This window comes from Desulfosporosinus sp. OT, assembly GCF_000224515.1.
Classification (GTDB): Bacteria; Bacillota; Desulfitobacteriia; order Desulfitobacteriales; family Desulfitobacteriaceae; genus Desulfosporosinus.
Genome location: NZ_AGAF01000244.1, coordinates 1 through 15054, shown reverse-complemented (window position 1 = coordinate 15054; position 15054 = coordinate 1). Strand labels below are relative to the sequence as shown.

Sequence of the window (15054 nt, the reverse complement as noted above, 5' to 3'; positions counted from 1 at the left end):
AAGGCTGGAAGATAATATTCCAGCCTTGTTAGTGTTATATATGGTAATTAGTTCGTGGTAACTCCCCTTGTTAACAAGGGGCAGGGCACATGTTTAGTGATAGCTATTAGATATTATTGTTCGACTGGAAAAAGAGTACTAAGCCAGCCTTTATTGAGGGATGGACGATGCACTATATATTTTTTTAGAATGCAGGAACGATAGAGCCTTGATATTTATCTTCAATGAATTTTTTAACGCTTAGAGAGGTTAAAGCTTTTGCTAGCTTTTGCAAAGCGGAATCGTTTTTCTGGCTGTCTTTGACGACCAGAATATTTGCATAAGGAGAGTCTTTGTCCTCAGTAAAGAGCGAATCTTTAGTAGGGTTGAGTCCGCCTTCGAGAGCATAGTTCGTATTAATGACCGCTGCGATGACTTTTGGATCTTGGAGAACGCGGGGAAGTTGAGGGGCATCGATAGGGGTGATTTTCAGTTGTTTAGGATTATCTATAATGTCATTAATGGTTCCTTTGATCCCGACCCCATCTTTCAACTGGATCAGACTGGCTTTGGCTAGTAAGGCTAAGGCACGACCACTGTTGGAAGGATCGTTAGGAATGGCGATGGTATCTCCTGCTTTGAAGTCTGCGACTTTTGTGATTTTCTTGGAGTAGATTCCCATAGGTTCGATGTGCACTTTAGCAATGGGGACCAGATTGAGGTCATGGTCCTTATTAAAGGTATCCAGGTACGGGGTATGTTGAAAAAAGTTGGCGTCAATATCTCCAGAGTCTAAGTCTAAGTTCGGACGGACGTAATCTGTGTAGTTGACGATTCTAAGTTCAACGCCTTCTTTAGCTAATTCTGGTTTAATGTATTCAAGGATTTCAGCATGAGGCACAGGAGTTGCTCCGACTTTGAGGACTGTCTTAGCAGGCGTATCGGAAGTTGCATTCGAGGCAGCGGAAGTTCCGCATCCAGTAAGACCAAGGGAGAGAACAGCCAAGATAACAAGTGATGACGTTAAGTAGCGGTTTTTTTTGAGTTTGAACATAATTTTTACCCCCTAATAATTAATTCTTTGAGAATACTATTTATAAACCTTACTCATTAAGGCGGCGATAGCAGGGTGAGCCAATGGCATGGAGCACTGAAATAGATAGTTTAGACTAATGGGAAAGCTTGCGTGCTAATGCAGTCCCCAGGGACTGTAAACCCTGAACGATTACCACTAAAATGACAACGGTAACAATCATTATATCGGTTCGGAAACGGTTGTAGCCATATTGAATGGCTAGATCCCCTAATCCCCCTCCACCAACCGCACCGGCCATGGCAGTATACCCTATGACACTAATCGTAGTGATGGCGACTCCAAGAATAAGAGATGCCTTTGCTTCGGGGAGAAGAACTTTCTGAATAATTTGTAGGGGGGATGCTCCCATAGATAAAGCTGCCTCAATGACACCGTAGGGGACCTCCTTGAGGGAACTTTCCACAACTCGCGCCACAAAAGGAGCGGCAGAGATGACGAGAGGGACAATGGCAGCAGTTGTGCCAATGGACGTGCCGACAAGCGCCCTGGTAAACGGGATGAATGCCACTAAGAGGATAATAAACGGAGCGGATCGTAAGATATTGATAAGGGTTCCTAAAGTACGCTCGACCCATGGGTTAGGTAATATGTGTCCGGGAGAGGTTACTACTAAGACAACCCCTAAGGGGAGGCCTATAAGGTAGGCGAGTATCGTAGAAACAATCACCATGTACAGGGTTTCACCGACTGCTGGGGAGACAAGCTGGGATAAATCACTCCAAAATGAGGCTTGGAGGAATAGGGCGGGCTCAAAGGGCACGTTGTATCACCTCCACCTTTAATTCGCGAGATGCTAAATAGCGATGAGCCACATTAAGCTGATCGGAGTTACCTTGAAGTTCTAAAGTAAGGGTGCCAAACAGCGTGGATCTTAGATGGTCGATACTTCCATAGAGGATATTCGCTCGGACTTCGCAGGTGCGCAGTAAATCCGTAATGATAGGGTCGGAAGCTCTTGATCCGAGAAACTGAATACGAATAATTTCTGAGTCATGGTGGGTCGCAAATTCTTTTAAAAGGTCTGAGGGGAGTTCACTGGGAAATACAGTAGCAATAAATTCTTTAGCGATATCCGATTGAGGTTGAATAAAAACTGACTCGACGGGGCCATTTTCAACGATCCGCGCTTGATGAATCACCGCAACATGAGTACATATTTCTTTAACCACTTTCATTTCATGCGTAATCATGACAATCGTTAAGCCAAGTTTTTGGTTAATGTCACGAAGAAGGTTTAAGATTGAAAGCGTCGTTTGAGGGTCAAGCGCTGAGGTAGCTTCATCACACAAGAGGACCTCTGGTTGCGTGGCGAGCGCCCGCGCAATGCCAACCCGTTGCTTCTGTCCACCACTTAACTGGGAGGGATAAGCATCGGCTTTGTCTTGGAGACCGACAAGATGGAGCAATTCTTCAACACGTAATTTGATTTCCTTCTTAGAAAGACCAGATATCTCCAGGGGGAAGGCGATGTTTTCGGCAACAGATCGTGATTGAAGAAGATAAAAGTGTTGGAAGATCATCCCGATCTTCTGGCGTGCTTCACGGAGTGCTCTACCTGAAAGTGTGGTCAGATTTTGGCCAGCAATGACGATCTGCCCGCTCGTGGGTTTTTCCAGAAGGTTCAGGCAACGCACAAGCGTGCTTTTTCCAGCACCGCTTAATCCAATAATGCCGAATATGGCACCTTTAGAAATGTGCAGAGAAACATCGTCAATAGCTATAACGGTCTCTTGACGGGACGAGTACTTTTTTACTAATTGCTTGATTTGAATCAAGGGCGGACCTCCTTTGATAGGGATTCCACGTTTTTAAACACAACAAAAAACTCCGCGAAGAAAACCCGCGGAGTGACCATTCGGTTTTCCTCTTATCTCCCAGATTTCTCTGCAGGAGTTAGCACCGTGCATAAATGCCGGTTGCCGGGTTTCATCGGGCCAGTCCCTCCACCTACTCTGAATAAGAGTTTTTTATGCAATTTTATTGTGCTTAAATCTTGTGATGGGTGTATTCTAGCACAAGAGGAAGGGAGTTGGCAAGCGGTAAAATTTAGACATTATCTAAAGACATGTAAATTATTGTAGTGGGGCTAAATATAAGTATGGATTAATGTATTTTATGGAATACTTGTATTAATTTACAACTTGGAGGTATTTGAATATGGGAGACAAAAGTCCTAAGAACAAAGAGAAAAAGAAAAAGCGGGCAGAGAAAAAAGTTATCGCACCAATATTTAAATAGTATCCTAATCAATTTCCAAAAGGGCTTCGATTTTTATAGTCGAGGCCCTTTTGGAATTGATTAGGCATCTTTAAGAGTCAAGTAACAAGGTTGGAAGTAATTGTACTTTAACCTTAATTATTGCTTGAAGATGAAATTTGTTTTTATACAAGCAGGAACATAGTGTGTTTTAGAGAATTATGCTGGATAGGTTATTGATTACGCTGGTCATCAGCTTACGTTGTTTTAGTCCCATTACTAGGCAATTACCGTCAATTAAAGGATAATAAGGAGATCAGTATGGAGAGAATTGCAGTAATATCGGATATTCATGGAAATATGCCTGCCTTAGACGCTGTACTGGAAGATATCGCCAATAGAAGTATTGACAGAATTTTTTGTCTCGGAGACTTAGCGGGCAAAGGTCCTAGTTCAGCTGAGGTAGTCGATACAATTAAAGAATATTGCCAAGTCGTAATTAAAGGGAATTGGGATTATTATTTAACAGAACAAGAGGGCAATGAAGTTTTAAGGTGGCATCAGAAAAAACTTGGTGTTGAGAGACTAAAGTATATGAAGGAGTTACCCGTCTATATAGAATTTTATATCAGTGGAAAGTTATTAAGACTTTGTCATGCTTCCCCAAATGATCTAATGCATAGAGTCTACCTTTCAACTGAACAGTGTAAGCGGATGAAATTATTTGAAGCAACTCCAACTCTTAAACTTGAGGCAGATGTAGTAGGTTATGGTGACATTCATGGTGCTCATATAGATAGCTTTACAGGCAAGACTCTTTTTAATGTTGGAAGTGTCGGTAATCCCCTTGACATAACCCAGGCATCCTATGGGATCATTGAAGGACATTTGGATGATAAAAATGAAGGTCCCTTGGCGATAACTCTTGTTAAAGTACCTTATGACATAGAATTAGCTATTGACCAGGCGAGGGCAACGGATATGCCAGAGAAACAAGAATATATTAACGAATTGAGGACAGCAATATTCAGAGGTCGGAAAACCTAAGCAGTTATGCATTGGTCAGAATAAAAAACAAACAAAGATGATTATTAGGAGGGGCTATATGAAAATCAAGCAGATCTTGAGAGGGCTCCTTTTTTGTTTAGGTATTGTCGGAATTATAGATACAGTATTACTCCTTTTATCTAATGGAGGAGTTAATCTGGGAACTATTTTACCAGGGACCGGGGGAGGTTTATTGCTCATTTTGGTATTAAGCAAATCTTTCTTCCAGAAAATTATATCGTTAGGAATCACAAGACCATGGTTCTCAAAGACTCGGCTGTGTGTCACTTCCTTAGTCCTGATCGGATTAATTTCATTTCTGGTGGTCGAGGGGGCGATTATTAGAGATTCTCGCCCCGACCCTGTTGTTGAGGTGAATTATCTGATTATCTTAGGGGCGGGCCTGAATGGCGAACAACTTTCGTGGACACTTTGGGAGAGAATGCAAAAAGGGCTAGAATTCTTGGAGAGCCACCCCCAGGTCCAGGTTGTTCTTTCGGGAGGGCAAGGTCCTGGAGAGAAGATCTCTGAGGCTGAGGGAATGAGGCGTTTCTTGGTGGATCATGGGATTTCAGACGAACGTATCCTTAAAGAAGATCAATCTACAAGCACGATGGAGAACTTCCGATTTAGTAAAGAGATATTAATCCGACAATCGAACTTTCAAAACCTGGCAAGGGTTGCTGTGATTACGAATGACTTTCATCTCTTCCGCTCGAAAATGTTGGCTCAGCGCAATGGATTAAGCCCGGTGGGTATTCCATCCCCTACCCCATGGTATATCGTGCCTAATGTCTATTTGAGAGAGTATTTTGCGGTGGTCAAATCCCTGATTTTCGATTGGTGAATAGAAGGAATCGCTTGGATTTTACCGAATGGTAAGGAAGGGGTCCTTTAACCAAGTTACAGAAATGAGGGTGCATAATGTCTGATTATATACTGACGTATTCTAAAATTAAGTTTTACCCATTGGAGCCAGTGAAAGCTGATATAAACATCGCAGATATTGCCCACTCCTTGTCACTTATGACAAGAGCTAATGGGCATTTCGATCATTTTTTCTCGGTTGCTCAGCACTCAATTAATTGCTATAAGGAGGCCAAAAACCAAGGGTATTCTGAAAGAGTGCAACTCGGTTGTCTTTTGCATGACGCAAGTGAAAGCTATATATCAGATATTACAAGACCTGTGAAGCGGAATCTGTCTGAATACTGTGTTATCGAAGAGAGGCTTCAAGGCAAAATTTATGAACGATTTGGGTTGGCCGATTTGTCACGGGAAGAACAACGGTTGATTAAAGAGGTTGATGATATACTGCTGCACTTTGAGTTTGAAGTATTAATGGATCTAGGTATTTTGGACATACCTCCATCCAAATCAATGGAGCATGATTTCTCACAGAGAGAATTCAAGAGCGTAGAAAAGGAGTTTTTGACTATCTTCAGTAAATTAGCAGGGTAGATAAATTAAATAAGTATGACTCAGTGTCATAAGGCTGGAAGCAATTCTGTTTTCAGCCTTTTACCATTTTTTGAATTGAATTTGTTTTACATCCAAGAAGGTATAGATTATGATTTAGAGAATAATGAAGGATAGCGAAAAAAACAGTAAGTTTGGAGTTAAGTGGAAAATTGACACAGGTAGAATCTATCAGAGAAAGGATGAAGGTATTTCAGTGGGAAGAACACTGGTCGAATTGATTATTCTAACGTCTATTATCCATCTTGTTGATACTCTTGCCTACTCCGTGAGATTGAACTCTGTCAAGAGCGGGCAAGTGGCGTTGTCCTTTTCTTTATTTAATATCTTTGCACTTGTTTCTCGTACTGCAAATACTCTTCAAGCCCCATTGATTGCAAGTATTATTGGATTCAGTATTGCTCACGACCTGAATCCATTAATAGATATGCGTCTTGTGATATTTGCGGCAACGAGTGGCACTTTGCTAGGCGTGCTTTTCATTCCCTCATTTTTAAGGATTTTTGAAAAAGCGGTGAACCGTTTAGAGGTAACTGGTTCTGTTCCTTCGCTGGTGGTTGAAGCTTTACAGATAAATAATATTAAACGAATAGTTAAGAGTGTCTCAAAACCCTGCAAGACGATGATCGAAAGATTAAGGTATCGCGAAATCCCCAAAAGACTGTTGATTTTAAATTCACTAGTCACAGGAATATATACCGTTGGCGTGCTTGCGGCAAGTTATTCGGCAATATTGGTTGCAGAAGAACATAGGCTTGCCGTTGTTGCATCATCGGGAATGATCAATGGGATTGCTTCAATTTTACTTACCCTTCTGATTGACCCCAAATCGGCTATGATTACTGATCAAGCGTTAAGGGGAAAGAGGCCATATAATGACGTGAAGGCACTCGTTGTATTGCTGATCACTTCTAAATTGGTCGGAACGCTGTTAGGTCAGGTGCTTTTCTTGCCGGCGGCACAAGTAATTGCTTATATTTATAATTAAAATTCGGAAATTGATTTCATGAATTTTTAGTGGGCTGAGGAATGTGTTATTTCCTGAAAGGAGACAAGGAGATGGCTTACCTCAAGAAGATAGTTATGAATTGGGATCGTGTTGATGACAGAAACGTTTATCCATATAATGTTCCGGGTATTTCTCATCTGGGAAGCTTAGAAATAGACCGTGATGTGATTTTTATTGCCGGAGAAAATGGAGCAGGCAAGTCGACTTTTCTTGAGGCACTAGCTTATAAATGTGGTTTTACCGCTGGAGGCGGTGGAAGAGCTGTTGATTTAGGCCTTTCTGATGTCAGTTTGAAGTTGGCATCTGTCTTAACCTTGTCTTGGAGGCAGAAGATTAAACAGGGATTCTTTTTAAGAGCTGAGACTTTTTTTGATTTTGCCAAGTACATCGATGAATTAGCGCGAGATTATGACCCAAAGAAAGTATATAAACCATATGGAGGAAAATCTCTAAACGAACAGTCGCACGGCGAAGCATTTTTATCACTCTTTGCTAATAGGTTTGGCGGGAGAGGATTATTCATATTGGATGAACCAGAGGCAGCATTATCACCGCAACGTCAGTTAGCTTTTCTGAGAATTATCTTCGACCTTGTGAAAGAAGGGAAGGCTCAATTTATTATTGCTACTCATTCACCAATTCTAATGGCTTACCCTGGAGCAACCATTTACAGTTTTGAGGAGGGAGGGTTAAAAATTGTCGAGTACGAGGAGACCGACCACTATCGGCTAACTAAAGCATTTCTTGATAACAGAGAACGGTTTTTTAAACACTTATTTGATGATTAGATGTGTTCGGGAGAATTTTGAGAGACTATAAAGGGTAGGGTTAAATCAAATATAAAATGAGTAAGAAGATGAGCTTAAAAACATAATACAATGCTTAATAATAATAAAACATTATGTATATAAAATTAAAAATGAAGAGCGAGGAAAACAAAGTGGCTTATTATTTTGAGGATGCTTCTAGAACTCTCAGTGAATACTTGCTAATTCCCAATTTAACAAGAAGGGATTGTATTCCCAGTAATGTTAGTCTGACAACACCTATCGTTAAGTTCGAGCGGGGAAAAGAATCTTCTTTGAAATTAAGGATTCCTTTTGTTTCTGCAATCATGCAATCAGTATCTGACGACAATTTAGCAATTGCTTTGGCAAAGTGCGGTGGTTTATCGTTTATTTTTTCTTCACAACCGATTATCGAACAAGTGGAGATGATTAAGAAAGTAAAGAAATTCAAAGCAGGTTTTGTAGTCAGTGACGCTAATTTAACTCCTGAACATACTTTGCAAGATGTCATTGCTTTGAAAAAAAAGACGGGTCATTCTACAATTGCTATTACAGAAGATGGATCCCCTCAGAACAAGTTGATTGGACTTGTGACAACGAGAGATTATAGAATCAGCAGAGATAATCTGGACAAAAAGATAGCAGAATTCATGACACCATTTTCAGAACTCATAATGGGAAAAGAAGGAATCAGTCTTAGCGAAGCAAATGATTTAATTTGGCAACATAAACTGAACTGTTTACCAATTATTGACGACAACCAAAACCTCTGTTATTTTGTTTTTAGAAAAGATTATGAGGAACATAAAAATAATCCTCTGGAATTGTTGGATGCAGACAAGAGATATATAGTTGGAGCCGGAATAAATACCAAGGATTATGAGGACAGGGTACCTGAATTAGTGAAAGCAGGTGCAGATATTCTATGTGTTGATTCTTCGGATGGATATAGTGAGTGGCAGAAGGAAACTATCGAGTTTGTCAAGAAAAAATTTAATGATCGAGTAAAAGTTGGCGGTGGGAATGTTGTTGATAAAGAAGGTTTTTTGTATTTAGTGGAAGCGGGAGCCGATTTTGTTAAAGTAGGAATCGGTGGAGGGTCAATCTGTGTAACCAGAGAACAAAAAGGAATTGGGAGAGGTCAGGCCACAGCAGTTATCGAAGTGGCCAAAGCTAGAGATGATTATTACCAAAAGACAGGCAAATATGTCCCTATATGTTCAGATGGAGGAATCGTGCATGATTATCATACTGTCTTAGCAATGGCTATGGGAGCTGACTTTATTATGATGGGTAGATATTTTGCACGGTTCGATGAAAGTCCAGGTAAAAAAATAAAACTAGGAAACAATTATGTCAAGGAATATTGGGGTGAAGGGTCAAACAGAGCGCGGAACTGGCAACGGTATGATTTTGGAGAAGGTTCAAAACTTAGCTTTGAAGAGGGCGTGGATAGTTATGTTCCTTATGCCGGAAGATTAAAGGATAATTTAGATTTGACTTTGAGTAAAATCAAATCAACAATGTGCAGTTGTGGAGCCATTTCTATTGAAGAATTGCAGAAAACTGCCCGATTGACTCTCGTTTCTTCAACAAGCATTGTTGAAGGGGGGGCACATGATGTTATATTGAAGGAAAACAATTATTTGGTCTAGGGATCATTGGATGTCCGCTACAAAGAAGAATATTGAGTAAAGAAACAAGGCTAGAAGCATGAGGCTTCTTGCCTTGAGTTGAGGAAAGAGGCACCACTAATCACAAGGATCTACTTGACTCGGTTTGGAGTCTTCGGAGATTACTGTAATCACAACTGGTATAAGGGCGCCGCTGGCTAGATAGCTAATCTAGCTGAAATTGGAGGAGCGTATGAAACTTATTCTTACCATTATCGGTATTAACGTAGTCTATGTATCTTTATATACGCTACGTATGATTTTTGTTATCAAAGGCCAGAAGATTTTGGCAGCCATTCTTTCCGTGTTCGAAGTTTTTGTTTACATGTCGGGGTTGGGGATAGTTCTTAAAAACCTAGACAACCCTTGGAATCTAGCAGCCTACTGTGCTGGATTTGGCTTGGGGGTGTATATAGGTGGACGTATCGAGGAATATCTGGCTTTGGGTTATGTGACGGTCCAGGTTACAGTAGATTGTTTTGAACTCGAACTAACGTCTAAGTTGCGGGAATATGGGTATGGTGTTACTTCCTGGTTAGCAGATGGTAAGGATGGTCAACGACTCATGATGCAGGTTTTGGCGAAGAGATGTAATGAACGCAAGTTATTAGACATCCTTGAGCAACTCTCCCCCAAAGCATTTGTTATTTCTTATGAACCCAAACATTTAAAAGGTGGATTTTGGATTAAACGAGTATCTAAGCATTTTTAATAAAGTGTAGTTTCCGTTTTACTTTGAAATTAAATTTATTAAGTAAAAAATCTTTTATAGGCGGTTTATCGGGATAGGTCCTGATAGCCTTGATAAATTAGGTCAAATAGCTGTTCAAGTTCCGGTTCTTCAACACACGAAAAGGCAACGCGTACATCGCTTTCCCCAAGCGCTATAACTCCCACACCGTATTGCTCCAGTAGGTGAAGGCGCAAGGCCTCTGCCTTAACTCCTTTGAGTTTAAGACACATGAAGTATCCTGAGTTAAACGGATAGTAGTCCCAGGCAGCGCTATAGTCTCCCTGATCAAGGATCTGTTTAACCTTACAGGCGCGTTTCGTTAGAATTTCAAATTTTTCTTGTTTTTGGTTGTGGAAGTCTTTGGATTTGAGGGCTTCTAATACAAAAGTTTGTGCTGGATGAGAACTGCTAGAAATCGTTCCGCGGATAATACCCAATGTCTTTTTTTCTAAGGCATTTAATATAGCTGGATATTTAGAGGCGTAGGTAATGAATCCTACACGAAAGCCCCACATATAGTCCTCTTTCGTAGCGCCATCTACTTTGATAGCTAATATTCTAGGATGAATGTCGGCGATCCGGGCAAACAGTGATTCTTTGATGGAGTTTTCATAGAATAATCCAAAATAGGCATCATCGGTAACAACGGCTAGGTTCATGCCTTGTTGGGCGACTTCTTTTAGTGCCACAACGATCTCTGTAGCTTCTTGTTCCGTTGGTGTATACCCGGTTGGGTTATTTGGGAAATTAAGTAATAAAATTGCCTTTCCATGGTCTTTCTGAGATAGTAAGGCTTCCTTCATCCCTACCGTATTATAGGTTCCTTTCTCAGTATAGAAAGGAAACGTTATGCTTTTGCTGCCACGACGAACTCCAAAGATAAGATTGTAATTACCCCATAATTTGTCGGGTAAAACCAAAGGATCATTTTCGTCAAGAAATAGATCGGCAACAATACTTAAACCGTGTGTCAAGGCACTAGTAACAATGGGATTGCTAAAGGATTTATCTTTTAAAGACGGACTTTCGTTTAATAGCTTTTCGCGCCAAAGCTGTCTCAGCTCAGGTTTTCCTGCGGGAGGAGCATAGGGATAAAGATCATTAGGATCGTAATTGGTTAATGTTTTTTGGATTAATGGTAAGAACATTGGTTGATTATGTTCGGTTGCAATTCCTATCGTCGCATTATAACGGTGAGCCTTTTGTTTAGCTTCCGCAGTTTGAGTCAAGATCCCCTTGGGAAAGTATAAGTTTTTTCCGAGTTCGGATAATAAGTCATAAACATTGGGATTATCTTGTTGTATCTGTTGATTTAAATCTTGAGCAAGCTCATGCATGGATCTTTCTCCCTTTCTTAGTCCAACCTATTTTGCTAAGTTGTCGGCTTTAGTATCTCTATTTAATGAGTGATGACGTTTACAATAATATATGAATTCCAACTTCCTTAATCTAGTATCATTCCCCTTTTATTTTATAAAAACTAAGTAACTAAATTCTACACTAAAATGATTATTTCCTCCACTTTTAATCGTAAGGTTATTACTTTTGACAGACATTTCAGGATATTTTTCAATCAGAGAGATGGAATAACTAGTGCATATAAGTAAGAGAAACAAGGCTAGAAGCATTAAGCATGCAGCCTTGTTTTCGGTATACGACGATATTTTGACAAGTAGCTAAATGTCAGTTGTAAGGGGCTGTTTTTTCTGTTGCACATTTAATGGTTTGCTTAATAAAGTTACTACAATGAAAACAATAATACTCGTAGGAAGTGCAAATAAGAGAGGGTCCATATAACTAAAGGAACCTGATCCAGCAAGTGAAGCACGACCAACTATTGCTTTAGCCAGTCCGAAGATTGAAGAATCTTTAGTATAGACGAAGAGACACATAAAGAGATAAAGAAGGGAACCAACCAACATACTCAGTATTGCCGCTACCTTGCTACTACGTGGCCACCAAAGGGCCCCAGCATACATAGGGAGAAATGATGCAGCACAAAGACCGAAGAATATAGACGTTGCTAAAGCAATGATGTTTCCAGGTAAACGATAGGCGACAAGAACTGTGGCTGCAAAACCTACTAACAAACCTAAACGGGCTAACCACAATGTTTTAGTTGAGTCGTCTTTGCTGGTTTTACCCAAAAGATCATAACTGAGCGAGGTTGAGATGAAGTGAAACTGGCCACTCATAGTCGACATAGCTGCGGCCAAAAGACCTAATAATAAAAAGTAATAGAGCCAGGATGGAAGAGCCTGAGTTAGAAACATAGGGATGACTAAGTCTGTGTTTGGACCGGCAGATCCAACGATAGAAGCCGTGAGAGCTATTTTTTTGCTCGTTTCGTAGAAAAAAACGTTGGAAAGAGCACCGACCGTAAAAGCAACGCCGGTCATGAATAGAATGAAAACTCCTCCGAAAATCAAGGCTCTGTTCAGTTCTTTGCCGGATTTAACGGTCAAATAGCGAACAATGAGTTGAGGCTGAGCCAAGACGCCAATGCCTACCCCCAGTACTAAAGTTGAAATGACTAAATACCAGTTTTGGCTTAAGAAGACAGGCATTGAAGCAAAACCAGTCATCCCTTGTTTTAAAAATGCTGCAGGAACTAGGTTGTTCATCGCTGCTAGCTTAGCATGTGCTACTGTGATGCCGCCTAACTTAGCGTATGTAAAAATAATAATAATGAGCATCATTACGAACATCAGGGTACCTTGGAAGGCATCGGTATAAACGACCCCTCTCAGACCACCAAAAAAGACGTAAGCTAAAACGATTAGAGAAAGAACCCAGAGTGCAGTAGAATAGTTCATTTTTAAGGATTGTTCTAAGAATCTTGCCCCGCCGATCATAACTGCGGCGGCATATAATGGTAAAACGATACTCATAAGTGCTGCTGACCAACTGCGAATGAAAGAAGACTGATAATGAGCTCCCAAAAGATGCGGAAAAGTAAAAGCTCCGTATTTTTGCCCTAATTCACGGGTTTTTTTGCCAAAGAATACAAAAGCAATAAAAATGCCTACAAAAATGTTGGCAAACGTCAACCATAACATACTCATACCATAAAACCCTGCGACCCCACCGAAGCCAATAATTGCGGAAGTGGATATAAAAGTTGCTCCATAAGCCATGCCCATTACATAAGGATGAATATTTCCTCCGGCCACCATGTAATCCTTAGAAGACTTGGTATGTTTATAACCTAAGTAACCTAGGAATGCCGTGACTAATAGATAGATTCCCAGGATAACGACGAAAACGCCCATTCACTAATCCCCCCTTCTAAATTGAAATTCCTCATTCATTATTCCAGTTGATTAGACCATAGACAACACATAGAAGGGCACTGCCGATGGATAAGAGATAGGCAGCTATAACTCCTGGGTCAGTTAACCCTAACATAAATTCACCTCTTTCCTATTTATTAAATCTCATAATTGTGAATAAATATACTATGCTCTATCTTATCAAATAAAAATAAGCTGTAAAGCTATTTATGGCGAGTTAACACCAAATTTGGCGTAAAAACCCAAAAAGTTTTCAAAAAGCACTTGCAAGACAAAAATAAAGAATTTTATTACGAAGAAACAAGGCTGGAAGTGATAGGTTCCAGCCTTGTTTCTTCGTAATCTGAAATGTATGTCCATACAAAATCTGTTATTAAGATCTACAGCTCAATACGTATAAAATCAATCATAGATAAAATGGATTATGAAAATAGGAATAAGATATGGACAAGCCAATATCAATAAACAATTCGGCACAAATATTAAACCATAGCGTAAATTGATTATGGGAATACAGATTCATTATAAACGCGTAAACACACTAATCTTTATTCTCCAAGGAAAAAAAGGAGGTGAATGGTTATGATTGCGGGTTTTATGGCTATCATCGTTATTGTTACTGTTTTCGGGATTCTTGTAGGTGACTATAAGTCACGGTAATAAATGAGAGAACTAGAACATGCGCATGTTTCACAGTTCGCCCGGTCCTTTGTAGTTTGTTAGCAGTAAGCTTTAGTACTGAAAGGTGGGATTGGTTTGTCCAGTTCGACACTCAATAAATGTATCTCAATAGTTGAAACGATCAGAGAATACAAAAAGGAATATTTCAGTAAAGATCTAATTGCCGCCTTAACTGTGGCAGTAGTGGCAATTCCTCAGTCAATGGCTTATGCACTGATTGCGGGTGTTAGCCCAGTCTATGGTCTGTACACGGCTATAGTATCAGCCATTCTTGGTTCAGCCTTCGGAAGTTCGAAACAACTGGTCACTGGACCGACCAATGCCATATGCCTACTTGTAGCTGGCGGCATGAGAAACTATATGGGACTTGATAACGCCTATCAAATGCTCTTTTTAATGACATTTATTGTCGGCATATTACAAATGATTTTTGGCATTATTAAGCTGGGTAAGGCGATAAATTTTGTATCCCATACTGTAATTGTCGGATTTACTGCTGGGGCGGGAATTTTGATTGCTCTAGGACAACTGAATACAATACTGAGCATATCTATCAAAAATTCAGCACAAATGTCAACGATGGAAAAACTTTATTACGTCATAACCCATATAGGTCAAACGAACTTATATGCACTGGGGTTAGGGTTAATGACGATGGCAATAATATTGATTTGCAAAAGGGTCAATAAGAATCTTCCGGGTGCATTGATAGGAATAATTGTCCCAATTAGTCTAATCCTTCTTTTCGAGTTAGATAAGAAGGGCGTAAAACTTACCGGAACTATTCCGTCCTCCTTGCCGCCGTTTCAGATGGTCCAATTTAGTCTTTCTTCCATTCAGAATGTTTTCAGCGGGGCTTTAGCGATTGCCGTCATCGGGTTGGTAGAAGCTATATCAATCTCTAAATCAATAGCCAGTACCTCACGACAAAAAATCAATGCAAATCAAGAATTTATCGGACAGGGTATAGCAAATACTGTGTCATCGTTCTTCCAATGTTTTCCTTCCTCCGGTTCGTTTACCCGTTCTGCAATTAATTATCATAACGGTGCAGTTAGTAGATTATCAGGAATTCTGTCA

Annotated in this window: 14 protein-coding genes and 1 riboswitch; of the genes, 8 read left to right on the top strand and 6 right to left on the bottom strand. The window is 40.2% G+C overall.

All coding sequences use genetic code 11. The features are described from left to right. Positions 1-184: 184 nt before the first annotated feature. The 3 genes from DOT_RS23400 to DOT_RS23390 form a co-directional block, all read right to left on the bottom strand. Positions 185-1033 carry a MetQ/NlpA family ABC transporter substrate-binding protein gene (locus DOT_RS23400; protein ID WP_009624018.1) on the bottom strand — a complete coding sequence of 283 codons (849 nt, stop codon included), beginning with the start codon at positions 1031-1033 and terminating at the stop codon, positions 185-187. Positions 1034-1148: 115 nt separating this feature from the next. Beyond that, positions 1149-1835 carry a methionine ABC transporter permease gene (locus tag DOT_RS23395; protein WP_040413359.1) on the bottom strand — a complete coding sequence of 229 codons (687 nt, stop codon included), beginning with the start codon at positions 1833-1835 and terminating at the stop codon, positions 1149-1151. After that, entirely contained in the window at positions 1825-2850 is a 1026-nt protein-coding gene (locus DOT_RS23390; RefSeq protein WP_009624016.1) for an ATP-binding cassette domain-containing protein, read from the bottom strand. Before DOT_RS23390 ends, DOT_RS23395 begins: the two co-directional genes overlap by 11 nt. A gap of 89 nt (positions 2851-2939) precedes the next feature. Then, positions 2940-3038: riboswitch (SAM riboswitch) on the bottom strand. Positions 3039-3592: 554 nt separating this feature from the next. Between DOT_RS23390 and DOT_RS23385 the strand changes: the two genes are divergently transcribed. The 7 genes from DOT_RS23385 to DOT_RS23355 all read left to right on the top strand — a co-directional run bounded on the left by DOT_RS23385 (position 3593) and on the right by DOT_RS23355 (position 9979). Continuing rightward, entirely contained in the window at positions 3593-4318 is a 726-nt protein-coding gene (locus DOT_RS23385; protein ID WP_009624015.1) for a metallophosphoesterase family protein, read from the top strand. A 58-nt stretch (positions 4319-4376) separates the two neighbouring features. Then, positions 4377-5165, top strand: a complete 789-nt coding sequence (locus DOT_RS23380) for a YdcF family protein (protein WP_009624014.1) — start codon at positions 4377-4379, stop codon at positions 5163-5165. 77 nt (positions 5166-5242) lie between these two features. Continuing rightward, positions 5243-5779, top strand: a complete 537-nt coding sequence (locus DOT_RS23375; protein WP_009624013.1) for an HD domain-containing protein — start codon at positions 5243-5245, stop codon at positions 5777-5779. Between the two features lie 214 nt (positions 5780-5993). Further along, positions 5994-6785 (top strand): lipid II flippase Amj family protein, encoded by a 792-nt coding sequence (locus DOT_RS23370; RefSeq protein WP_040413364.1) that lies wholly within the window; start codon positions 5994-5996, stop codon positions 6783-6785. Between the two features lie 71 nt (positions 6786-6856). Next, positions 6857-7594 carry an AAA family ATPase gene (locus DOT_RS23365; RefSeq protein ID WP_009624010.1) on the top strand — a complete coding sequence of 246 codons (738 nt, stop codon included), beginning with the start codon at positions 6857-6859 and terminating at the stop codon, positions 7592-7594. 152 nt (positions 7595-7746) lie between these two features. Next, positions 7747-9249, top strand: a complete 1503-nt coding sequence (locus DOT_RS23360; RefSeq protein ID WP_009624009.1) for an IMP dehydrogenase — start codon at positions 7747-7749, stop codon at positions 9247-9249. A 211-nt stretch (positions 9250-9460) separates the two neighbouring features. After that, positions 9461-9979: a DUF2179 domain-containing protein gene (locus DOT_RS23355; protein ID WP_040413358.1), complete on the top strand. Its 519-nt coding sequence runs from the start codon at positions 9461-9463 to the stop codon at positions 9977-9979. 65 nt (positions 9980-10044) lie between these two features. Here the strand turns inward: DOT_RS23355 and DOT_RS23350 are convergent, their stop codons facing one another. The 3 genes from DOT_RS23350 to DOT_RS32830 form a co-directional block, all read right to left on the bottom strand. Beyond that, positions 10045-11337, bottom strand: a complete 1293-nt coding sequence (locus DOT_RS23350; RefSeq protein ID WP_009624007.1) for an aminotransferase class I/II-fold pyridoxal phosphate-dependent enzyme — start codon at positions 11335-11337, stop codon at positions 10045-10047. A gap of 339 nt (positions 11338-11676) precedes the next feature. After that, the gene (locus DOT_RS23345; RefSeq protein ID WP_009624006.1) at positions 11677-13272 is read right to left on the bottom strand and encodes a sodium:solute symporter family protein; all 1596 of its coding nucleotides are present in this window, start codon (positions 13270-13272) and stop codon (positions 11677-11679) included. A 31-nt stretch (positions 13273-13303) separates the two neighbouring features. Continuing rightward, positions 13304-13408 carry a symporter small accessory protein gene (locus DOT_RS32830; RefSeq protein WP_348982167.1) on the bottom strand — a complete coding sequence of 35 codons (105 nt, stop codon included), beginning with the start codon at positions 13406-13408 and terminating at the stop codon, positions 13304-13306. A 641-nt stretch (positions 13409-14049) separates the two neighbouring features. Between DOT_RS32830 and DOT_RS23340 the strand changes: the two genes are divergently transcribed. After that, the coding region (locus DOT_RS23340; protein ID WP_009624005.1) for a SulP family inorganic anion transporter at positions 14050-15054 on the top strand (1005 nt) is incomplete at its 3' end.